The sequence below is a fragment of the Nocardia thraciensis genome (assembly GCF_054782435.1).
Genome location: NZ_BAAGSM010000050.1, coordinates 51,812 through 74,396, shown reverse-complemented (window position 1 = coordinate 74,396; position 22,585 = coordinate 51,812). Strand labels below are relative to the sequence as shown.

Sequence of the window (22,585 nt, the reverse complement as noted above, 5' to 3'; positions counted from 1 at the left end):
CCGCTCAGTGGATTCCGGCCGAGAGCATGCCGGAACGACGAGAGGTGGGGCCACCTGGACCGACACGAGTTGTTTTGCGAAAACCGTCCTCCTGAGACAGTGAACGCGTTACCGTTTCGATCATTGTCGTGACCGGCGGTACTGGGTACCGCTCGGTCCGTCACGGCGGGTATCGGGTCGGCTGGGAAGGCGGGGGTTCCGCGATGAGGCAGGTACAGATGTTTCGGCGGTCCAGGCCGATGATGGTGCTGGCGGCGGCGCTGCTGGCGGCGGCGCTCCCGGTCGGCGGTGCGTCGGCCGACCTGCGGTCCGATATCGACGACCAGGTGCGGCAGTTCCTCGACGTGGGACGGGTATCGGCGGCGCGCGCGGACTGCGGGCCGGGCTCGCGGCCGGAACCCGGTCTGCAAGGCGATGTTCCGGCCGCCGATCGCAACAGCGGCCGCAGCACGCAGGGCTACACCTGCAATATGTCGTTCGTCGGCGGGCACGCCGGGCGCGGCGGCGGCATCACCTCCACCACCTTCGAACACTGCTCCTACACCGGTTCGTTCTTCCCGGGCAATCTGCTCGGACCGGCGCAGGGCGTGCAGGTGCTCGACGCGTCCGATCCCGCCCACCCGGTGCTCACCGCCACGCTCACCGAACCGGCGATGCTCGCCGGGACATGGGAGAGCCTGAAGGTCAACACCGAGCGAAAACTGCTGGTGGGTACCGGTGTTCCGGTCGGCACGGGCGTCGGTTACCTGTCGGTGTACGACATCTCCGACTGCGCCCATCCGCGGCTGCTGAACCCGGGGCCGGGATCGAATCTCGCGATGCCGCTGCCGATCACGACACACGAGGGCGGCTTCTCCCCCGACGGCCGCACCTACTGGGCCTCCGGCATCGCACCGGGTTTCCTCAGCGCCGTCAATCTCACCGACCCGGCGAATCCGCGCGTGATCTGGCAGGGCCTCACCGGTATCGAGGCGCACGGCTTCGGCGTCAGCGCCGACGGCAACCGGCTGTACCTGTCGGCGCTCGGCGGATTCACCACGCTCGACATCAGCGCGGTGCAGCGCCGCGACCCGAATCCGCAAGTGGGGCACCTGGGCCGGGTGTTCTGGACAGACGGCTGGGCCACCCAGCACAGCATCCCGGTCACCTACGCCGGTAAGCCGTACCTGTTCACCGCCGACGAGGGCGGATCCGGCGGCGTGAAACTCGTCGACGTCTCCGAGGACACCGATCCGGAGGTCGTCAACAAGATCAAGCTGGAGATCAACCTCCCCGAGCACCAGGACAGCATGCTCGCCTCGGCGATGGGCGGATCGGTCTTCTCCTACGACGTGCACTACTGCGCGGCCGACCGCCCGAACGACCCCACCGCGCTGGCGTGCGGCTGGGAGTCCTCGGGCATCCGCGTATTCGATGTGCGCGACCCGTTCCACGTGCGCGAGATCGCCTACTACAACCCGCCCGCGCGGACCGGGCAGAACCTGCAGCTCTGGAATTCGCCGCACGCGCTGGCATCGCTGATCGGGCCGCCCGCCATGGAGAGCTTCTCCACCGCCCGCGCCATGCTCGAGGGCAAATTCGATCCGGCACAGGCCTTGTCGCCGCGCACCGGCATGCTCGCCTTCGGCGACATCTCCACCGACTGGTGCTTCGCACCGCCGGAGTGGCACGGCAACCAGCTGTGGACCACCTGCAACGACAACGGCTTCATGGTGCTGCGGCTGGACAACGACGTGTATTCACCACCGGCGGACCAGCGTTCGATCGTGGGGTCGTGATGCGCCGTCTGCTCACCGCGGCCTGCCTGGTCGCTGGCGTGCTGATCCTGCTCGTCGTCGGCGCCGCCCTGCGCCCGCTGATCTGGGCCGAAACACACTCCGCGGCACGGATTCTGAACGACACCGAGATCGGTTTCGCCCAGGATATGACCGCGCATCACCAGCAGGCGGTCCAGATCGTACAGCGCGTGGATCCCGGCGTCGATCCGCTGGTGCAGCAGCTGGCCCAGCAGATCGACCAGGCCCAGCGGGTGGAGATCGGGACGATGCTGGGCTGGCTGCGCCTGGCCGAGGCGTCCCCCATGTCGCAGCATCCCATGGCGTGGCTGCCCACGACACCGGACAACGCTGCCGCGCACCATCATTCGGTCACATCGCAGCCCGCGCCGGGGGGCATGCCGGGCCTCGCCTCGCGAGCCGAACTCGACGCCCTCTCCGCCGCCCGCGGTCGCGACGCCGAAATCCTGTTCCTGCAGCTGATGTACCGCCATCATCAGGGCGGCATCGCGATGGCGCAGGCGGCGGACCGCGAAATCGCCTCCGGCGCGGTCAAAGAGGCCGTGCGCGGCATGATCGTCAGCCAGAGCCAGGAGTGCGGGCTGATGGCGGTGCTGCTGTCACAGCGCGGCACCCAGCCACTCCCCTGAGCGGCGCCGCAATCCTCAGCCGGACGCCGGGGCCTCGCGTTCCAGCAGCCGGGCCAGCAAGGCGACCTGTCCGGCATAGTGTTCGACGAACTCCGGGGAGTGCGCGTCGGCATCGCACACCCCGGCGATGACGTGCGGCAGCGTGGTGGTCGCCATCGCCGCGGCCATCAGCATGACCTGCAGGCAGGCGGGATCCAGCTCGGCGGGCAGCCGACCCGCCGCCTGCAGCTCGCGCACCTCCTCGACGTTCTGCTCGAGCAGGTGCTTGCGCGACTCCAGGCCGGGATCGCTGTCGGGTCCGGTGTATTCCAACCCGGTCCAGGCCAGCAGCCGGACTCCGTCGGGGTCTTCCAGTGCCTGCAGCGCGTAGCGGCGCACCTGCTCGGGGAGCGGCGTTCCGGGCGGGGCGATCTGGTTCCGGCGCTCCTGCCAGCGCTCCCCCATGGCCCGGTACAGGCCTTCCTTCCCGTCGAAGTAGTACGAGATCAACTGCTGGTTCACCCCGGCGCGCGCGGCGATGGCGGCCGTCCGGGCCCCCTGGTACCCGCGCGCGGCGAACTCCGCCGCGGCCGCGTCGAGGATCAACTGCCGGGTGCGTTCCGGATCGCGCTGCCGCTCCTGCGGCTTGGGCGACCTGCGAGGTTTCGAGGACGGCACCCCTCGATCGTACATGCGAATGGCAATTTCAACTGTCATTTTGACTTAATCATGTACCTGATTGACAAAGTCGAGCATGCGACTGACTATTGGTGGAAGCCCGATCCCCGAGGGAGAACCGTCATGAACGCACCAGCGCACACCGTCGACACCCGAGTCCTGATCGTGGGCGGCGGCATCACCGGCCTCACCACGGCACTGCTGCTCGCTCGCGCGGGCATCCGGCCCGTGCTGGTGGAGCGGCACCCTGCCACGGCGCTGCACCCGCAGGCCCGCGCCTTCAACCCCCGGACCATGGAGATCTACCGATCGCTGGGACTGGAGCGGCAGATCCGCGACCGCACGTCGATCCTGGCGGACCTGCCGGAGATGATCGGCGTGGACACCCTCGCGGGCGCGGAGCACTTCCGGGTCGACGTGCTGGCCCAGGTGCGTCCGCCCGCCGCGCTGAGCCCCACCGACTGGGCGATGATCGACCAGGACGAACTGGAGCGCATCGTGCGCGCCGCCGCCGAGTACCACGGGGCCGACATCAGATTCGGCACCGCGCTGATCGCCGTCGATCCCGCCGCCGACGGTGTCACCGCGACCGTGCGCGACCTCCGCGGCGATACCGCATACCGCATCCGCGCCGACTATCTGGTCGCCGCCGACGGCAATCGCGCCGGAGTCCGCGCCCGGCTCGGTGTCGGCGCGGACGGTCCGGGCGAACTCGTCCGCGTCGCGAACTTCCTGTGCGACGCGGACCTGAGCACCGCCCTGCGCGGACGCCACTTCCTGCTCGCCTACTTCGACCGGCCGACGACGGGCACCGTTCTCGTGCCGGGCCGCGAACCCGGCCGCTGGGCGTTCGGCGTGCCGTTCAGCCCCGAAACGGGTGAGAGCGCCGAGGATTTCACCGAGCAGCGCTGTATCGAGCTGGCGCGCACGGCGATCGGCGATCCGGACCTCGAATTGACGTTCGTGCCAGCCACTCCCGGCTCGGACCAGACCGTCACCACCACGCGGATCGGCGGTTGGGTCGCCCGGCGGTACCGGGCCGGACGCATCTTCTTCGTCGGCGACGCCGCCCACGTCGTGCCGCCCACCGGCTCCTTCGGCGCCAGCACCGGCATCGCCGATGCCCACAACCTCGCCTGGAAACTCGCCGCCGTACTCGACGGCCGCGCCGGGAACGCGCTGCTGGACAGCTACGAGGACGAACGCCGTCCGGTGGCACTGGTCACCCTCGACCAGGCGATGCAGCGGCTGCGGGGGCGCCATCACGGCTCCGGCGACGCCGCGGCGAGTATCGACGACCTGACCATGATCTTCGGTTACCGGTACAGGTCCGAGGCCGTCCGCGCTGCGGACGTCGCGTCCGCCGAGCCGGTCGAGGATCCCCGCGCTGCCAGCGGACGACCGGGCCTGCGCGCCCCGCACGTCCGGCTGCGCCGGGGCGGTAGCGAGCTGTCCACCATCGACCTGTTCCACGACGCGTTCACACTGCTGACCGGGCCGGACGGTGGCGACTGGGCCGCGGCGACCGAAAAGGTCTCCGCGACACTGGGTCTCGATCTGCGCGTACTGCGCATAGGTACCGATCTCGAGGACGTCGACGGCCGATTCCACGCCGCCTACGGGATCACGGAGAGCGGCACGTCCCTCGTCCGCCCCGACGGTTTCACCGCTTGGCGCTCCCCCGCCCTGCCATCCCAGCCCGAGGGCGAACTGCTGCGAACGCTCACTCGAATCCTCGACCGCGCCGATGTCAGCGGCCAGGAGGTCGACGTCAACGACGGGCGCACCGATTTCGGGTGACGGCCGCGCCTCGGTATCGTCCAGGATGATCAACGCAGAGGGAGGGGCCGAGGATGACCGAGACAGTGATCCTTCCGGAGCATGTGCACGGCTACCCCGATGTGGCCTTCGGCGGATACGTGGCGGGAATGCTGGCGCGGCGCACCGGATCCCCGGTCGTCCGGGTCGATTTCCGCAGCATCGTGCCGGTCGCGACCGAGGTAGGTCTCGGCACCACCGACACCGGCTGGGCACTCACCGCCGCCGACGGCCGTCTGCTGGTGGAGGCCGCACCGGCCGACGTGACCATCGAAACCCCTACGCCCCCTTCCTGGGCCGAGGCGAAGCTCGCCACCGATGCCGCCGTCACCAGCCCGGAACGGCAGGTCACCGACTGCTACGGATGCGGCGCGGTCTGCGCCCCGGGCCGCGGCCTGCGCCTGTTTCCCTGGCTGCTGCCCGAGCGCGACCTCATCGCGGCCGCCTGGCAACCGGATCCGGGCCTGGCCGCCGACAACGGCGTGCTGCCACCGGAAATCGTGTGGTCGGCGCTCGACTGCCCCGGCGGCGTCGCGGGTATCGCGCTGGGCGGCATGCGCTACGGCGCCTTCACCGCCGCACTCACCGCCACGCAACTGCGGCCGCTGCTCGCCGGTGACGAATACATCTCCTACGCCTGGCCGATCCGCGCCGACGGCCGCAAACACACCGTGGGCGTAGCACTCTCGACCCCCGAGGGAGACCTGTGCGCCCTCGCCGAGGCCCTCTGGATCGGCCCGAAGGACTGACCGCGGGTCCCGGTCGAGAGCACGCCGGGAAGAAGAGAGATTGAGGCGGCGCCCGGGAACGTTCGGTCGGCGTTGGGAAGGTGACGGCTGCGCGGAATGGTCATTGTCGCTTATGCGTCTTTGGACGCTCGCGTATGTCCGTGGGGATCTCAGCAGTGGGTATGCGTCCGAATTGTCTGTAGTGTCGTTCGCGCTCGACCGCATGATCGATAGACGAGGACAATGACGAAGCTCAGACGACTGGCAGCCGCGCTGGCCGCCGGTCTCATCGCTCTGACGCCCGCCGGACTACCGGCGACCGCGCAGGCGGATCAGACCCCGCAGTACGCGCCCACCATGCTCATCCTGGACGCCTCCGGATCGATGCAGCGCCCCGACCCGGCGGGCACCATGATGGACGCCGCCAAGAACGCGGTGCGCACCTTCGTCGGTTCCGCGCCCGCCGAGGCCAAGGTGGGGCTCACGACCTATGGCACCAGCACCGGCAACTCGGAGGCGGAGAAGACCGCGGGCTGCCGCGACGTGTCGGTGCTCCGCCGCCCCGACACCATCGACAGGGCCGCGCTGGTCGGCGCGGCCGACGGTATCAAGGCCAGCGGCTGGACCCCGATGGGCACCGCGCTGCGCGAGGCCGCCGAGGCGCTCCCGAGTTCCGGCCCGCGCTCGATCGTGCTGGTCTCCGACGGCGACGACACCTGCTCGCCACCCGAGCCCTGCGATGTCGCGCGCGAGTTGAAGAAGCAGGGCCTCGACCTCGTCGTGCATTCGATCGGCTTCGCCGTGGACGCCAAGGCGCGCACCCAGCTCAGCTGCATGGCGCAGGCCACCGGCGGCACCTATTCCGACGCCGTCGACGGGCCCGCGCTGGAGCGCGTCCTGCCGCGCGTGAGCGGCGCCGCGCTGCGCAACTACCAGGCCACGGGAACGCCGATCACCGGCACCGACAAGTACCACACCGCACCCGTCGCCACCTCCGGTCACTACCTGGACACCCTGGGCCAGAAGGAGAAGCGGTACTACGCGGTCGACGTCCCGGCGGGCGCCACCGCCTATTTCACCGGCATCATGTCCTTCCCCCGCCTGCCCGACATCAGCGTCACCGACGATTTCAACGGCGTCCAACTGCGGGTGTACGGGCGGGACGGCGAGGATTGCCACGCCTTCGAATCCGAGCAGGCCAGCCGTTCCAGCGACGGCACGACGCTCACCGTCGGCACGGCCTTCGACGGGGCCGCCAAGGAGCCCGGAAGCAGCCCCAGCACCAACAAGTGCCGGGGCGGCGGGCGCTACTACTTCGCGCTCACCTGGAACAACGTCTCGGCGGGCATTCCTGAGCGCCTGCCGCTGGAAGTGCTCGTGGGAATCGAACCGGCGGTGACGGATCCGGGGCCGAAGGCGGTGGCCCCGCCGACCACGTTCGTCGAACCCACCGGTGCGGGCGCTCCGGTGACGGGCGGCGGTTCGGTCACCTCCGCGGCCACGCTCCCCGGCTCGGGCCGTTTCACCGACACACTGCGTCCCGGTGAGTTCGTCTTCTACCGGGTCAAGCTGGACTGGGGGCAGGGCCTGGCCTATCGGGTCCACTACGACGCCAACGGCGGCCGCGGCACCGATGTCATCTCGAATATCGCCACCACCCTGTACTCGCCGCTGGCCATCGAGATCGACTCGGACACCACCGCCTACACCGGCGCAGACATCGTGCTGCCGACGAACGATCCGGCCATCGCGACCTCGCCGATCCGGTACAACAACCGCAACGCCGCCCATTCGGAGGCCCGCAACCAGGCGCAGGCCGGGTGGTACTACATCGCGGTCAAACTCAGTCCGACCCACTCGCAGGGTGACAACCTCCCCGTATCGGTGCGGCTGGACCTCACCGTCGCCGGGACGCCCGAGCCGGGACCGAAGTACACCTCGGAGGTGGACGGAGGGATCGTCGGCGACAACGGTAAGGCGACGGGTGGCGGATCCGACCGCGCCACCGCCCAATCCGAGGCCGCTTCGACCGACGGCTCGTCCTCGGTCCTGCCGATCGCCATCGCGGCGGCGGCCGCGGTGGTCGTGCTCGTGGCCGGAGCGCTGATCGGGTGGCTCGTCGCCAGGCGCCGACGCGGCTGACGCCGACCCCTGCTGACATGCCGAAGGCGGCTCCCGATCCCGGGAGCCGCCTTCGGTGCGGGGCCGTACTGTCGTCCGTTGTGGCTACGGCCCAGCGGAATTCACGCTGTTCGCGCTCGGCGGCCGATGCGCCGACGCCTCACAGCGGCGGGAACCCCGAGGAACCGGTGGAGAACCAGTTCCAGAACGCGGTGGCGTGCGCGATGAGCACGTTGGCCAAGTCGATAGCGGTACTACCCATCGAACTTCCTCACATCAGGTGATTCACTTGCGCCGCCCAGGGTAACGGAAGCATAACGACGCCGACAGGGGCGGCCGCCCTCAGAGATTCCCGACCGTGTGCTCGAGCTTCCGCGCCACCAATTGCCGCGCCCGGTCGCGCAGCGCCGGCCGGTAGCCGCTCGGGTACACCGGATCCGCGGGCGCGTACTGCCCCAGCACCTGCTTGGCGAGGGTGATCTTGTGCACCTCGGTCGGCCCGTCGGCGATCGCCATCACCTCGGCGTAGTTCATCATGTCGACGAACGGCAGGTCCTCGCTCACGCCCAGCGCGCCGTGCAGGTGCAGCGCGCGCCGCGCGATATCGTGCATCACCTTCGGCATCGCCACCTTGATCGCGGCGATGTCCTTGCGCACCTTGCGATAATCCTGCTCCTTGTCGATCAGCCAGGCCGTGCGCAGCACCAGCAGCCGGAACTGCTCCATCTCGATCCAGCTGTCGGCGATGCGCTCCTGCGTCATCTGCTTGCCGCCCAGCACGCCGTTGCCCATGGGCCGCGACACCGCGCGCTCGCACATCATGTCGAAGGCCTTGCGCACCATGGCCACCGTGCGCATGGCGTGGTGCACGCGGCCGCCGCCCAGGCGAGTCTGGGCAACGATGAACCCGAGCCCCTCCGCGCCCAGCAGGTGATCGGCGGGCACTCGCACGTCGGTGAACCGCAGATGCCCCTCGTGACTGGAGAATCCGTGCACCTCGAAGTTCTTCACGATCTCCAGGCCGGGCGTGCCCGCGGGCACGATGAACATCGACAGCCGCTGATGCGGCGGGGCCTCGGGATCGGTGACCACCATGACGATATGGAACGCGGCGTACTCGGCCGCGGTATTGAACCACTTCTCGCCGTTGATGACCCAGTCGTCGCCGTCGCGCACCGCGCGGGACCGGAAGGCCGTCGGATCCGAGCCGCCGGTCGGCTCCGTCATGACGTAGCAGGAGCCGATCTCACCGTCGAGCAACGGCCGCAGATACCGCTGTTTCTGCTCCGGCGTGCCGAAGTGGGCGAGGATCTCGGCATTGCCGGAATCCGGCGCCTGGCAACCGAACACGAGCGGCGCCCACATCGAGGTGCCCAGCACCTCGTTGAGCAGCGCCAGCTTCAGCTGCCCGTAGCCTGGGCCGCCGAGTTCCGGCCCGAGGTGGCAGGCCCACAGCCCGCGCTCCTTGACCCGCTCCTGCAGCGGGCGCAGCAGTGCCCGCACCTGCGGGTCGTCGCGGTGGTAGGGGTTCAGGTCGGGCAGCAGATCCAGCGGCTCCACCTCGGTGCGGACGAACTCCGCCACCCAGTCGAGTTGCTCCTGGTACTCCGGGTCGGTCTCGAAATCCCAAGCCATGATCAGCCTTTCGTGCGGTCGGTGTCGTCGTCCCGGCGTTCGCCGGGAGGACGGGGAGCGGGGACGGGACGGGGAGTGGGGTCGGGATGGCGGGCGACGGGCGGCGGGCGGACGATTCCGTCCAGCACGGTCGCCGCCAGGATGTCGGCGATCTCGTCGGGGGTGTGATCGCCGTGCGGGCGGTACCAGAAGGTCACCATGTTCAGCATCCCCAGCATGCTGTTGGTGACAACATGGTCGGCGGTGCTCAGCAGTCCCTCCGCGTGCCCGGCGTCGATCACCCGCTGCCAGCACTCCTGCACGCTGTCCCGCAGCCTCTGCAGGTCGACCGCGCGATCCCCGGTCAGCGCGGAGACGTCGCGGAGCTGGATCGCCACCTCGCGCCGGTGGGCGACGATGAGGCGGACGTGACTGTGAATCAGCTTGCGCAGCTTGGCGACCGGGTCGTCGGGCCCGTCGGCGATCGCGCGGGCCTCGACGTACATCAGGTCGATGTAGTCGCGCAGGATCTGGAACAGCAGCTCTTCCTTGGAGCCGATGTGGTAGTACAGCGCACCGCGCCGCACATCGGCGCGCTCGCCTATCTCGGCCACACCGGTGCCATGAAATCCCTTCTCGGCGAAGAGTTCCACCGCGGCATGCACGATTCGCTCACGCGTCTCCGCCGCCACCGCCGCGGGCGGCCGCCCCCGCCTGCGCGCCGGGGCCGAGGTCATCGTGCAGATCCCGACCGAAAGCATGCCGGGAAACGAGAGGTGGACAGCGCAACCCTGGGGCAGGGGCTCATCGCCAGCCTCCGTCCAGGGCGATCGTGGCTCCCGAGCAGAAGCCGGAGGCGGCGGGATCGGCGAGAAACAATGCGGCGCCGATGATCTCGTGCGGCTCGCCGACACGGCCCGCGGCGGTGTGCTTGCTCAACTCTTCGCGCAGCCCGTCCGGCCAGGCGGCCGAGATATCGGTGGCGAACGGCCCGCACTGAATCGTGTTGACCCGCACGGACGGACCGTAGGTCTGCGCCAAACCCAGTGTCAGCGCGTTCAATCCGGCCTTGGCCGCCGCATACGGCACCGCGAGGGGCTCCGGGCGCACCGCCTCGATCGAGGAGATGTTGATGATCGCACCGCCGCCCGCCCGCGCCATCCGCGCCCCGATCAGCGCCGAGAGCCGGAACGGGCCCTTGAGATTCACCCCGATCACCTTGTCGAACAAGGCCTCGCTCACCTGGTCCAGGCTCGGGTACAGCGGCGACAGTCCGGCGTTGTTGACCAGCACGTCGACCCGGCCGAACTCCGCGTGCGCGGCCTCGGCCAGCTCGTCGCATTGCGACCAGTCGCTGACATTGCACGCGACCGGCAGCGCCCGCCGCCCGAACTTCTCACGCACCTCCCCCGCCAGCGCCGCACAGGCCTCGATCTTGCGGCTGGCGATCACCACCTCCGCACCGGCCGCGGCGAACGCGAGCACCATCTCCCGCCCCAGCCCGCGACTCCCGCCGGTCACCACCGCGACCCGATCCGACAACTGCCCCACGGCCACACCTCTCCGCCGAAATGTTCCACCCAGTACATTAAATGTACCGAGCGATACAATCAAGGCCGAGGCACCGCCGCTTTCTACCGCCGAGTAACATGACAGGCGTACTTTTTCGATCCGGCTATCTCGAAATGAGGCAGTAGATGACAGAGCGGATTCAGATCGGCGGGCTTCAGGTTGCGAGCGTTCTCCACGACTTCGTCGAGAATGAGGCGCTGCCCGGGACCGGCGTAGATTCCGCCGCGTTCTGGTCCGGTGCGGAAGGAGTCATCAACGATCTGGCTCCGCGCAACCGCGCCCTGCTGGCCGAGCGCGACGAGATCCAGGGCAAACTCGATGCCTGGCACGCCGAGAACCCGGGCGCCGGATACGACAAGGCCGCCTACAAGCAGTTCCTCACCGAGATCGGCTACCTGCGCGACGAGCCCGCCGACTTCCGGATCGGCACCCAGAACGTCGACGACGAGATCGCCACCACCGCCGGTCCGCAGCTGGTCGTGCCGGTGATGAACGCCCGCTTCGCGATCAACGCCGCCAACGCGCGCTGGGGCTCGCTCTACGACGCCCTCTACGGCACCGACGCCATCCCGGAGACCGGCGGCGCCGAGAAGGGCACGAGCTACAACAAGGTCCGCGGCGACAAGGTGATCGAGTGGGCCCGCAACTTCCTCGACGACGCCGTGCCGCTGATCACCGGCTCGCACGTGGGCTCGCAGGCTTACAAGATCGTCGACGGCGAGCTGGAGGTCACCCTCGAGGACGGCACCGACATCGGCCTGGCCGACGCCTCCGCGCTGGTGGGCTACCGCGGCGAGCCGGACGCTCCGACATCGGTGCTGCTGCGCCACAACGGGCTGCACATCGACATCCAGATCGACCCGGAGTCGCCGATCGGCAAGACCGACGGCGCCGGGGTCAAGGACCTGCTGCTGGAGTCCGCGGTCACCACGATCATGGATTTCGAGGATTCGGTCGCCGCGGTCGACGCCGAGGACAAGGTGCTCGGCTACCACAACTGGCTGGGCCTGATGAAGGGCGACCTGTCCGAAGAGGTCAGCAAGGGCGGCAAGACCTTCACCCGCACCATGAACCCGGACCGGGTCTACACCGGCCTGGATGGCAGAGACCTTGTGCTGCACGGCCGTTCGCTGCTGTTCGTGCGCAATGTCGGTCACCTCATGACCAGCGACGCGATCCTCGACTCCGATGGCAACGAGGTCCCCGAGGGCATCCTCGACGCCCTGTTCACCTCGCTGATCGCCGTGCACAGCCTGCGCGGCGACGCCCGGGTGTCGAACTCGCGCACCGGCTCGGTCTACATCGTGAAGCCGAAGATGCACGGCCCGGACGAGGTGGCGTTCACCAACGAGCTGTTCGGCCGCGTCGAGGACGTGCTGGGCCTGCCCCGCAACACCCTCAAGATCGGCATCATGGACGAGGAGCGCCGCACCACGGTCAACCTGAAGGCCTGCCTCGCGGCCGCCCGCGACCGCGTGGTGTTCATCAACACCGGCTTCCTCGACCGCACCGGCGACGAGATCCACACCTCCATGGAGGCCGGGCCGATGGTCCGCAAGGCCGAGATGAAGAAGCAGCAGTGGATCGCGTCCTACGAGGACTGGAACGTCGACACCGGCCTGGCGACCGGACTGCCGCACAAGGCGCAGATCGGTAAGGGCATGTGGGCCATGCCGGATCTGATGCACGACATGCTCGAGCAGAAGATCGGCCACCCGCGCTCCGGCGCCACCACCGCCTGGGTGCCCTCGCCGACCGCCGCGACCCTGCACGCCACCCACTACCACCTGGTGGACGTGTTCCAGCGGCAGGCCGAGATCGCCAAGGGCGGCGCCCGCGCCACCGTCGACCAGATCCTGGAGATCCCGCTCGCGTCGAACACCGACTGGACGCCGGAGGAGATCCGCAACGAGCTGGACAACAGCTCCCAGTCCATCCTCGGCTACGTGGTGCGCTGGATCGATCAGGGCGTCGGCTGCTCCAAGGTGCCCGACATCGACGATGTCGCGCTCATGGAAGACCGTGCGACCCTGCGCATTTCGAGTCAGCTGATGGCGAACTGGCTGCGCCACGGAGTCGTGACCGCCGACCAGATCACCGAAAGCCTCGAGCGCATGGCCCCGGTCGTCGACCGCCAGAACGCGGGCGACGCCGGCTACCGGCCGATGGCCCCCGACTTCACCGGCAGCGTCGCCTTCCAGGCCGCCAAGGAGCTGATCCTGGAGGGCGCCAAGCAGCCCAACGGATACACCGAGCCGATCCTGCACCGCCGCCGCCGCGAGGCCAAGGCCCTGGCCGCCGAGATCTGAGTCGGGCTCCGGCCACCGAAACCGCTGGTCGACAAGACGATCCGAGCGAATCCCCTGGCAGATCCTTCCCTGCCAGGGGATTTCGCGTCTGGTGCGGCCGGTACCTCTTCGTGCGAGGGTGGGGGTTCGACATGGATCGGACGTCAGGGAGGAAATCCACCATGCCCCAGCGGGGGACGATGCTGTGCGACAGCGACGGAGACTCGGCCAGCCGGTTCGGGCTCGGCTCGGGGGATTTGGCTATCCCCTACCGGCGCCACGACGGTGGCTGGGGGTACGTGTTCGGTGATGCCAACGTCGGACGGGCCGCCACGCAGCCCTATATCGGCTCGCCGGTCTTGCTGTACCAGGACAGATTCGACAGCTCCGGCAACACCGCGATCGAATTCACCGGCAGCCAGCCGAGTCCGAAGTGCGCCCAGCTGTTCGACTACCGGCACGAGGCCGACAACGGGCGCGGCGTCGTCGAGTTCACCCGAATTCCCAACGACGCCATCGCCTTACAGGACGACGGGCAGGATCGGCTGTTCATCCAGTACACGTCGGTGCACGCCTGGGTCCCGGAGGGCAGCCCCAACGACGGTTCCGCGTTCGGCGCCATCGCCTACTCCGACGACCACGGCGCGAGCTGGAAGGATTTCGACCACATCTGGAACGGCGACGTACTCGGCAACAACGGCTCGCTGTACTCGATGTGGACCTTCGCGGGAGTCGACGCGGACGGCCACCTCTACTGTTTCTCCAAGGCGTGGAACGGAAGCCACCACTACGCCGCCGACGCCGGGCTCATCCAGCTGTTCCGATTCGACCCGCGCGACTTCTTCCACGGACGGTTCGACGCACAGGAGAACTGGGCGTTCCTCGACGACAAGTGGCAGTGGACCCGAGACGCCCCACCCGGACCGATCTTCGGGACGGGCAACGCCATCGGAGAGTTCAGCGTCAAGAACATCCAGGGTGTGTACTGCATGGCCTATTTCGACGTCGACGACTACAGCATCCGCACCCGCACCTCGCCGCGTCCCGACGGCGCCTGGTCCGAGCCCGAGACCCAGGTCGTCGGCAAGAACACCTGGCCGATGGGCCACTGGGGCAAACCACACCTGCCCAACCTCTACGGCGGCTACATCCACCCGGGCAGCGCCTCCGCCGACTCGCTGACACTGATCATCAGCCGCTGGCCCGGCAAGGCGGGGGAACCGCCCTATACGGTCACCCAGTGGGACGGGATCGACCCCGGTCCGGCCGCCGGGTCCGGCAAGCGGGTCTAGCCGGGCCGGTCAGCACTCGTCGGGCGCCGGAATGCCGCGCAGCCGCTGGTCCAGCCAGTCGATCAGCAGCGGCCAGCCGGTGTCCCCGGCGAGGAAGTGCTCGCCGGGGACGCTGCGGTAGATCCCCGGGACTCCCATCGCGCACTGCTGCCGGTACAGCTGTTCGGCACCGGCGGCCGGGATCCAGATATCGTGCGCGCCGTTGTAGACCAGCAGCGGCACAGCCGATTTCATATCGCTCATATCGGTCGCCCGGAAGACCTGCTCGGCGACGGGACTGCGCAGCGGATCGGGCGTGTTGGCGACGATATCGATCGGCGCCAGTACGGCGCCAGGCAGCTCGATCAGATTCATGCACGCGTTCTTCAACGGCGAGGTGGTGACCTGCTGGGCGAGATTGTTCATCCGCGTGAGGATTTCGGGCCGCTCGCGGGCGATGCCGAATACCGCCGCCATGAAGACACCCGATGCGAGGTTGGCGTTCATGGTGTTCGCCAGCATGCGGAAATCGGCGGGCACGCCGCCGACCGCGGCGCCGGTGATCGAGTTCGCCAAATCCGGTGCGTAGGAATCGATCAGCGCCGCGGCAGCGCGGGTCGCGATGGCACCACCGGAGTATCCGGCCATGACGTAGCCGCTGTCGCCGAGCTCGCCCGGGAGCAGCCCGCGCGTGGCCCGCACCGCGTCCAGAACCGCGTGACCGGCCACATACGGTTCGGCGTAGGCCATCTGCGGGCCCTCGTGATCGGGAATCAGCACCGCGTAACCGCGCAGCAGCGCCAGCTGGCTCAGCGGTGGGAAGAAGTCCGCCGAGTTGGTGGTGTCCGAGTATCCGTGCGCCAGTGTGTAGCTCGGGGTGCACCGGCGGCCCAGACCGTCGATCGCGAGATTGTTCACCAGCACTGGGCGAGCGCCCCCGCCCGCCCACGGTACCGCCGGGAGCACGAGCGAGGCGGTGGCAAAGGAGGGTGCGCCGTGCGAGTCCGAGGTGCGGTACTTCAGTTGCAGCACCTGCCGGGGCGGCAGCGACAGCGGCATCGCGAACAGCGGCGCGGCCGCCGGGGTGACATCGCGGGTCTCGACGATGTCGCCGGGGCGCAGGACCTCCAGCCACGGGGGCCAGACATCGAACAGCGGATCGCCGACATCGTCGGGCAGTACCGCCGCCCGCAGCGCCGCGGTCTCCGCCGGAAGTCCCGCCAGCGCGCGACCCCCGGACTCCCCGGACCCTGCCGCCTCCGCCGGTGCGGCCGGGATCGCCGGTCGAGGCACCACCGCATCGATCCACCGTTGCAGGTCGGGCAGATTCAGGCCGACGGGCGGCGCCGCCGGACCGGAGCCGGAGACCTCCGGGGGCGGATCGGCGCGCGCGACCACGACCGATCCCCCGGCGACGAGCAGCACCGCAACGACAAAACGCCACGCCCACATGGGCATACCCCACGATCACCTGAACCGATCCGACCGTGGCGTCGTGCGCGACCAACCCCGAGACACCAACCGCGGCTTGAGCTTCCATAGTGTAGTGGCACAACTGTGACGCCGTCTCATTGTTCGCCATCACCGAGAACACACTTTCGAACCTATACTTCGGAATACTTCGATATGACGCTTCGTTGGCATCGGATGTGAACATTCTGATCGTGTACGCGCACCCGAAACCAGACTCCCTCACCGGCGCCCTGAAGGACGTTGCCGTGCAACAACTCCGGTCCGATGGACACGAGGTCGCCGTGAGCGACCTGTACGCGATGGGCTGGAAGGCACACGCGGACCCCGACGACTTCGGCGAGGTCGCGGAGACCAATTTCATGCTCGCCTCGGGCGAGGCCTTCGACAACGGGACGCTCACCGCCGACATCCGCGCCGAACAGGAGAAACTGCTGTGGGCCGATGCCGTGCTGCTGCATTTCCCGCTGTGGTGGTTCTCCATGCCCGCGATTCTGAAGGGCTGGGTGGACCGCGTGTTCACCTGCGGATTCGCCTATGGCGCGGGCGGAACGGCCATCCCCCGCTACGGCGCGGGCGTGCTCAGCGGCAAACGCGCCATGCTGGTCGTCTCGATCGGCGGCCGCGAGCCCTCGTACTCCGACCGCGGCATCAACGGCCACATCGACGACCTGCTCTATCCCATCAACCACGGCATCCTGTACTACCCGGGGATGGACGTACTCCCGCCCTTCCCCGTCTACGGCACGCTGCGCGTCGACGACGAGCGCTTCGAGGAGACCGCCGACGCCCTCCGGCAACGCCTTTCGGAAATCGACAAGACCGAGCCGATCGGCTACCGCCCCCAGGCGGGCGGCGACTACGACCGCACCCTGCGCCTGCGCGAGGGCCTGGAACGTCCGGGCTCGAGAGGTTTCGACCTGCACCTCGCCTGAGCCGCGCTCCCGTCGCCGAGATGTCCGGCCCCGTCGGCTGATTCGTCATACACCGGCACCGGGGTGTTCAACCTGCGTGTTTACCGTCGGGGGGACGACGCTGGAACTCGGGCGGAGGTCGCCATGCTCGATGCGGGACTGCGCAGTCGGTGGCTGGTCAACGTCGCGGCCGGGGCCGTGGCGGTGGGCACGACGGCGCGTGCGCCGTCGGTGTTCGCCGTGCACCGCTCCGGCCGCGTTCGGACACTTCGGCATTCGATGGTGGCGTCCGAGCTCGAGGTGGTCACCGTCACCGACCGGTCGGTGGGACTCACCTGGACGACCCGGGCCGGCGACCGCGCCGGGATACCGCGGCCGGTCGCGGCCGACACCGAGGTCCGGATCGCCGCCGCCGACGGCCGCGCCACCCCTCGGCCGCGCTACCTCGACACCCCGCGGACGCCCTTTCACCACGCCGAGATCGGCGGCCTGGAGCCGGGACGCGCGTACCGGTTCGAGGCGTACTCCGACGGCCGCCGCGCCACGCCCGCCCCGCACCCTGGTGACACGCGGGCGGGAGGCGCCGGAGTGCACCGGAGTCTTCACGACGCTGACGCCGCCGCCGGGCCGGTTGCTGCGCACCGTCGCGCTCGCCAACGACGTCCATGTCGGCGAGCGGATCAGCGGCCTGCTGCTCCCGGGCCTGCCGACCGGCTTGCGGCACGACACCGACAATCACGCCACCGTCATGCTGGACGCCCTGCTCGAGGATCTGCGCCGCCCCGATCGGGCGGCCGACCACCTGGTCCTGGCGGGCGACCTCACCGATTCCGGAACCCTGCCGCAGTCGCGCGCGGTCCGCGCCCGCCTCGACGCGTGGGGCGAGTTGGGCAGCGACTATTTCGCCTGCCGCGGCAATCACGACGCACCGCGCGAGCACGACCACTGGGGCGCGGTGTTCCACGACCATCAGCAGCTGACCAGCCATACCGCCGACGGACTGCGGTTCATCGGGCTCGACACCACCCGGCCCCGCGGTTCCGGCGGCACCCTCGCCACCGCGCAGGTCGCACGGCTGCGCGAGCGGTTGACCGCCGAACCGGACCGTCCCACTCTGGTTTTCGGACATCATCCGGCGACTTCGTCGGCGGCGGTGAGCAATCCGTGCGGGCCCGGCTTCGTGCTCGACCGCGCGAGCGGGGCCGCGCTGCACGCGCTCTACCGTCGCGCGCCCGGCGTCTTCCTGCATCACAGCGGGCATACGCACCGAACCGCCTCGGCCGCCCCGACTCCGGTATCGCCGTCGAATTTCTCGAGGTCGGCGCGGTCAAGGAGTATCCGGGCGGCTATATGATGCTGCGCATTCACGAGGGCGGCTACATGGCCAACTTCTACAAGACCCGGTCCGACGCCGCGCTGCACTGGAGCACCCGAACCCGCCGCCAGTTCTTCGGCCTGCACCCCGACCACGCGCTGGGCGGCCTGACCGACCGCAATCACGTCGTCCTGCGCGACTTCTCCGGAATCAGCGACGGAACACGACCCACCGCATAGCGCAGTACATGAAGACCGCCTCGCAGGCGCCCGCGAGGAGACGGGCGACGTGGTATTCGACCCCGAGAGCGGACAGGCCACTGGACACGCCGAGGATGAACGCCAGGTAGTTCACCACGACCACCACCACGTACACCGCGACCTGCGGGCCCACCGCGGCATGCGATCGGAAGTTCAGGGTCCGGTTGAGCAGGTAGCTCAGCCCGAACGCCGCCGCGTACGCCAGCGTCACCGAGACCGGCAACAGGACCCCCAGCCCGCCGTGCAGCGCGGTGAGCAGGAGCAGGTCGACACCGAAGGTGAACCCGTTGATCACCGCGAAACCCAGAAATGTCGGCGCCACAACGGTATTCAGCCCGAACGGCAGCCGGGCGGCGACCGCCTCGCACAGCTGGTGAAACCGGTCGACCAGCCGCACCCCGTTCGACTCCGCCTCGACCCGCACACACCCACCGTGCCACCGGCGGGTAGCGCCCCGATGATCACAGGGCAAATTCTCGGCCCCTGGAGTGACAGCCGGTCAGCGGCCGGTGCTGATCCGGGCGGCCTGGCGGGTCAGGTGGTGGCGCTCGGCCAGTCCGGGAACCGGCCCTCCCGCGACACATTCCGGACAGCCTCACAGGAGGAAGTACAGCGTCAGCACGACGACGACACTGCCCAGCAGCCCGCTGGTGATCTCCACCGCCAGATAGCCGCGCGAGTACGTCCCCTGTTCCCACAGGGCCCAGACCGGAGCGACGACCCGCAGCGCGCCGAACAGGATCGCCAGCAGCACCGCCCCCGCCAGTCCCGTCACCCCTGGCGTCGGAAACAACCACGCGAATCCGACCGCCATGGCGTAGACCTCGACCAGGGAACCGAGGAATTGCCGTGCGAGGCCGCGTGGTCTACCCGGCTCTTCCCCCACCGCGCCACCGACCGCGTGAGAGACATGCACCCGCTTCACCCACGGGCTCAGGTACAGCAACACCATCGCCGCCGAATTGGCGAGCCCCGCAACGAACCCCCACCCCAGCACCTCCAGGACGATCATCTTCCTCGTTCCAGTTGACCGGCCCCACCCGGACTCCGGCAGGGCCGCCCAGTATGTCAACCGATTCACCCGATCGGACGGGCCCACATTCCCACAGCTGGAATCGACCGGCGGAGCGCCAGCCGGGCCCGGAACAAAACCGCGCGCACGCTCGTTGTAGATCGTGACCAGGGGGCTCGGGCCGCCTCACACGGCCGAAAAATGACCCGACAGCGGCCGTAACGCTGTGTCACCATGAAGACGATGATCAATCGGTCCCGTTCGGGGGCCGAGGCTTTCGACGAACACCAGGAAGGAGGAGGTGGCTGATGAACAGATTTGCCCCGCAGCGGCTTTCGAGCACCGAGCAGCTCGTCCCGAACGCCCTGCCCGACGGCGCCAGCGAACTCGGCCGCCTGCTCCCGGGCCGGGCCTGACCTCCGCCGCTCCCCCTGTTCGTTCTCTCCTCGAAACCTGGTGACACCCATGCTGTTCCGCCGGGCCCCCGACGCGGCCCTCACTCCCGACAATTGGATAGACACCGGCGTGCTGGTACTCAACGCCTCCTACGAGGCGCTGACCGATATCGGCGCCGACCGGGCGGTGGTGCTGCTCATCACCGGCGCCGCCGAGACCGTCGCCGCGCGGGAGCCGCACTTCCCGATCCGGTCCAAGCACCTGGAAATCGCGCTGCCGCAGACGATTCGGCTGCTGCGCTACGTCTACCTCGAACACCGGGTGCTGGTGCACGACGAGAGTCGAGCCACCCTCGCGGGGGTGCTGCGGCGGGACGAGCACCGCTGCGGATATTGCGCCGGATGGGCCCGCACCGTCGACCACATCCGGCCGCGCAGCCGGGGCGGCCCGAACACGTGGAACAACCTGATCGCCGCGTGCGGACCGTGCAACACGCGCAAGGCGGACCGCACGCCCGAAGAGGCCGGAATGCGACTGCTGTGGGAGCCGAAGGCCCCCAACGAGATGGACAAGAGACAACGGCGGATCTGGAAGGACCTGGCCGCCGCTACCTGAGCCCCGAGAAAGGAGGGGATCCGAAAATGACCAACGCACTACAGGAATCGACCCTGGTGGATCTGCTTCCGCTCTCGGATTCGCAGAGCTGGGAGGGCGCCGCCTGCAAGGGTGACCCGAATCACGACGCGTGGTTCCCGTACCCGTCGCAGGACTTCGCCTACGCCCGCACCGTCTGCGCGGGCTGCCCGATCCGCCGCAAGTGCGGCGAGTTCGCCGCCGACACCGGCCAGTCCGGCGTCTGGGGCGGCCACGAGTACGACCGCGGCCGTCTGGTCCGCAGGTAGTCCGTCCAGCCCGCCGCCCACCCCGGCCATCGCCGCCGGGCAGTGGCGGCGGGCAGTGGCGGCGGGCAGTGGCGGCGGGCCCGAGCGACGGAGCGGCAAATGCGGCGTGACCATACACTGGTGAACCGTGGGTACACATCGCAGCGCCAGCAGTTCGCGGGGCGTGAGTAAGGGTCTCGTCGTGTCCGTGGTGGCGGTGCTGCTGGTGGTGGCCGCGGTGGGTGGCTGGTTCTGGTTGCGGGGGCATTCGGCGTCCTCGGACCGCAGCGCGGCGGGTGAATGCGTGGAGGGGCAGGTCACCCTGCCGGTGACCGTCGATCCCGACGTCTCCGCGCCCGTGCGCGCGGCCGCGGACCGCTACAACGCCACCAAGCCGCAGGTGCGCGACCATTGCGTCACGGTGGCGGTGACCGTGCAGCCCTCGGCGGCGATGGTGGGCGCGTTCACCTCCGGGCGCGGCTGGGATGCGAAGCTGGGCCAGCAGCCCGCCCTGTGGATCGCGAACTCGTCCCGATCGATCGAGCAGATGCGCGCGCCCGGCGTGATCGGCGGCGTCCCCGCGTCGGTCGCCGTGAGCCCGATCGTGCTGGCCGTGCCCGAGCCCCTGCGCCAAGCGCTCGACCAGGCCAAGGTGGGCTGGTCGGATCTGCCTCGGCTGCAGCAGGGTTCGCTCGGGGAGGTCGGGCTCGACGGCTGGGGCGGCCTGCGCATGGCCATGCCCGCGGGCGACAACGCCCTCGCCGCCGCCTTGGCTGTCGGCTCGAACGTCTCCGGTGCCGAGCCGCTCACCGAGGAGGCCGCCCGCACCGGGCAGGTGGTCTCCGGAATCTCGCGGTTGGCCGCGGACGCACCCGAATCCGGCGATACGACGGGCGCGCTGGCGAGCCTCACCGGTGCGCCCGGGGCCGCGAGCGCGGCCATCCACGCCACCGCGGTTACCGAGCAGCAACTCAGGACCTCGGGCGGAGCCACCGCATTCCGTCCCGACGGCGCGCACCCGGTCGCCGACTATCCCGCCGCCCTGCTGACCGGGCCGTGGGTGGACAAGACGCAGAACCTCGTCGCCGGAATCTTTACCGACTACCTACGCGCCCCCGAACAACAGAAACTGTTCGCGGACAACGGGTTCCAGCCCGCGGCCGCGGCGGTCGCCGCCGCGCCGAAATCCGTTCTCGACCAGGTGAGGTCGGTGCTGGCGAATCCGGTGCTGGGCGTGCAGTCGACGGTGCTGCTCGATACCTCCGCCGCAATGGGCGCCACCGACGGCTCGCTCACCCGGCTGGCCAACACCCTCGGCGCACTGCAGTCGACGATGGACACTATGCCGCCGGACTTCGGGCTCGGCGTCTGGACCTACGCCGGTGACCAAGACAACGGCAACCCGTACAAGGTGGTCTCCCAGACCGCCCCGCTCACCCGGCAGCACCGCAGCGAACTGGCCCAGTCGCTCGGCAACGTCTCGGTGTCCTCGGCGCAGTCCGACCGCACCTACCCCGCCCTGGAAGCGGCCTACAAGAGCGCCGTCACCGGCCACGCCCAGGGCCGCACCAATTCGGTGCTGTTGATCACCGGCGGCCCCAACGACGGCTCCTCCCTGACCGGCGACCAACTGCTCTCCAAGATCACCGCCGCCACCGACTCGGCTCACCCCGTCCGCATCGACATCATCGTCGTCGGCGGCCAGGGCACCCAGACCCTGCAAACCCTCGCCCAGAAAACCGGCGGCACCTACACCCGCCTCACCAGCTCCAACGACCTCACCTTCGGCACCGCCGTCAACCACGCCCTCACCTCCCCGTAGTTGTCGGTGGTCCGTGCCATG

General features: G+C 69.2%; 20 protein-coding genes. 13 read left to right on the top strand and 7 right to left on the bottom strand.

The genetic code is table 11. The features are described 5' to 3' along the window. Positions 1–239: 239 nt before the first annotated feature. Positions 240–1,778 carry an LVIVD repeat-containing protein gene (locus ACYVLQ_RS30095; RefSeq protein ID WP_460701024.1) on the top strand — a complete coding sequence of 513 codons (1,539 nt, stop codon included), beginning with the start codon at positions 240–242 and terminating at the stop codon, positions 1,776–1,778. Beyond that, a complete protein-coding gene (locus ACYVLQ_RS30090; RefSeq protein ID WP_460701023.1) occupies positions 1,778–2,425 on the top strand; it encodes a DUF305 domain-containing protein in 648 nt (215 codons plus the stop codon). The genes ACYVLQ_RS30095 and ACYVLQ_RS30090 overlap by 1 nt, the downstream gene beginning before the upstream one ends. 15 nt (positions 2,426–2,440) lie before the next feature. On the opposite strand, the gene ACYVLQ_RS30085 is transcribed toward ACYVLQ_RS30090, so the two are convergent. Further along, positions 2,441–3,082 carry a TetR family transcriptional regulator gene (locus ACYVLQ_RS30085; protein WP_460700916.1) on the bottom strand — a complete coding sequence of 214 codons (642 nt, stop codon included), beginning with the start codon at positions 3,080–3,082 and terminating at the stop codon, positions 2,441–2,443. Between the two features lie 123 nt (positions 3,083–3,205). On the opposite strand from ACYVLQ_RS30085, the gene ACYVLQ_RS30080 reads away from it, so the two are divergent. The 3 genes from ACYVLQ_RS30080 (at position 3,206) to ACYVLQ_RS30070 (ending at position 7,770) form a co-directional block, all read left to right on the top strand. Further along, positions 3,206–4,882, top strand: a complete 1,677-nt coding sequence (locus tag ACYVLQ_RS30080; RefSeq protein WP_460700915.1) for an FAD-dependent oxidoreductase — start codon at positions 3,206–3,208, stop codon at positions 4,880–4,882. 53 nt (positions 4,883–4,935) lie between these two features. Next, a complete protein-coding gene (locus ACYVLQ_RS30075) occupies positions 4,936–5,649 on the top strand; it encodes a PaaI family thioesterase (RefSeq protein WP_460700914.1) in 714 nt (237 codons plus the stop codon). Between the two features lie 222 nt (positions 5,650–5,871). After that, positions 5,872–7,770, top strand: a complete 1,899-nt coding sequence (locus ACYVLQ_RS30070; RefSeq protein ID WP_460700913.1) for a vWA domain-containing protein — start codon at positions 5,872–5,874, stop codon at positions 7,768–7,770. Positions 7,771–8,091: 321 nt separating this feature from the next. On the opposite strand, the gene ACYVLQ_RS30065 is transcribed toward ACYVLQ_RS30070, so the two are convergent. The 3 genes from ACYVLQ_RS30065 to ACYVLQ_RS30055 form a co-directional block, all read right to left on the bottom strand. Beyond that, positions 8,092–9,384: an acyl-CoA dehydrogenase family protein gene (locus tag ACYVLQ_RS30065; RefSeq protein ID WP_460700912.1), complete on the bottom strand. Its 1,293-nt coding sequence runs from the start codon at positions 9,382–9,384 to the stop codon at positions 8,092–8,094. Positions 9,385–9,386: 2 nt separating this feature from the next. After that, positions 9,387–10,100 (bottom strand): TetR/AcrR family transcriptional regulator, encoded by a 714-nt coding sequence (locus ACYVLQ_RS30060; RefSeq protein WP_460700911.1) that lies wholly within the window; start codon positions 10,098–10,100, stop codon positions 9,387–9,389. 67 nt (positions 10,101–10,167) lie between these two features. Continuing rightward, a complete protein-coding gene (locus ACYVLQ_RS30055) occupies positions 10,168–10,914 on the bottom strand; it encodes an SDR family NAD(P)-dependent oxidoreductase (RefSeq protein WP_460700910.1) in 747 nt (248 codons plus the stop codon). 146 nt (positions 10,915–11,060) lie between these two features. Between ACYVLQ_RS30055 and ACYVLQ_RS30050 the strand changes: the two genes are divergently transcribed. After that, positions 11,061–13,244, top strand: a complete 2,184-nt coding sequence (locus ACYVLQ_RS30050; protein WP_460700909.1) for a malate synthase G — start codon at positions 11,061–11,063, stop codon at positions 13,242–13,244. Between the two features lie 161 nt (positions 13,245–13,405). Next, positions 13,406–14,515 (top strand): DUF4185 domain-containing protein, encoded by a 1,110-nt coding sequence (locus tag ACYVLQ_RS30045; RefSeq protein ID WP_460700908.1) that lies wholly within the window; start codon positions 13,406–13,408, stop codon positions 14,513–14,515. A gap of 9 nt (positions 14,516–14,524) precedes the next feature. On the opposite strand, the gene ACYVLQ_RS30040 is transcribed toward ACYVLQ_RS30045, so the two are convergent. Next, positions 14,525–15,952: a lipase family protein gene (locus ACYVLQ_RS30040; protein ID WP_460700907.1), complete on the bottom strand. Its 1,428-nt coding sequence runs from the start codon at positions 15,950–15,952 to the stop codon at positions 14,525–14,527. Between the two features lie 191 nt (positions 15,953–16,143). Here ACYVLQ_RS30040 and ACYVLQ_RS30035 point away from each other — a divergent pair, with 191 nt between their 5' ends. From ACYVLQ_RS30035 to ACYVLQ_RS30025, 3 genes are all read left to right on the top strand, one after another. Continuing rightward, a complete protein-coding gene (locus ACYVLQ_RS30035; RefSeq protein ID WP_460701022.1) occupies positions 16,144–16,899 on the top strand; it encodes an NAD(P)H-dependent oxidoreductase in 756 nt (251 codons plus the stop codon). Positions 16,900–17,440: 541 nt separating this feature from the next. Further along, a complete protein-coding gene (locus tag ACYVLQ_RS30030; protein WP_460700906.1) occupies positions 17,441–18,232 on the top strand; it encodes a metallophosphoesterase family protein in 792 nt (263 codons plus the stop codon). Further along, positions 18,229–18,432: a hypothetical protein gene (locus tag ACYVLQ_RS30025; RefSeq protein ID WP_460700905.1), complete on the top strand. Its 204-nt coding sequence runs from the start codon at positions 18,229–18,231 to the stop codon at positions 18,430–18,432. Before ACYVLQ_RS30030 ends, ACYVLQ_RS30025 begins: the two co-directional genes overlap by 4 nt. Here ACYVLQ_RS30025 and ACYVLQ_RS30020 read toward each other — a convergent pair. Both ACYVLQ_RS30020 and ACYVLQ_RS30015 read right to left on the bottom strand, forming a co-directional pair. Further along, positions 18,404–18,877 (bottom strand): GtrA family protein, encoded by a 474-nt coding sequence (locus ACYVLQ_RS30020; RefSeq protein WP_460700904.1) that lies wholly within the window; start codon positions 18,875–18,877, stop codon positions 18,404–18,406. The two genes, ACYVLQ_RS30025 and ACYVLQ_RS30020, sit on opposite strands and share 29 nt — an antisense overlap. Before the next feature lie 171 nt (positions 18,878–19,048). After that, positions 19,049–19,465, bottom strand: a complete 417-nt coding sequence (locus tag ACYVLQ_RS30015; RefSeq protein ID WP_460700903.1) for a hypothetical protein — start codon at positions 19,463–19,465, stop codon at positions 19,049–19,051. Positions 19,466–19,930: 465 nt separating this feature from the next. Here ACYVLQ_RS30015 and ACYVLQ_RS30010 point away from each other — a divergent pair, with 465 nt between their 5' ends. From ACYVLQ_RS30010 to ACYVLQ_RS30000, 3 genes are all read left to right on the top strand, one after another. Beyond that, on the top strand, positions 19,931–20,476 hold the full coding sequence (locus ACYVLQ_RS30010) for an HNH endonuclease (protein ID WP_460700902.1): 546 nt from the start codon (positions 19,931–19,933) through the stop codon (positions 20,474–20,476). A gap of 26 nt (positions 20,477–20,502) precedes the next feature. After that, entirely contained in the window at positions 20,503–20,763 is a 261-nt protein-coding gene (locus ACYVLQ_RS30005; protein WP_460700901.1) for a WhiB family transcriptional regulator, read from the top strand. Between the two features lie 127 nt (positions 20,764–20,890). Further along, positions 20,891–22,564, top strand: coding sequence for a substrate-binding domain-containing protein (locus ACYVLQ_RS30000; RefSeq protein ID WP_460700900.1), 1,674 nt, complete (start codon positions 20,891–20,893; stop codon positions 22,562–22,564). Positions 22,565–22,585: the final 21 nt, after the last annotated feature.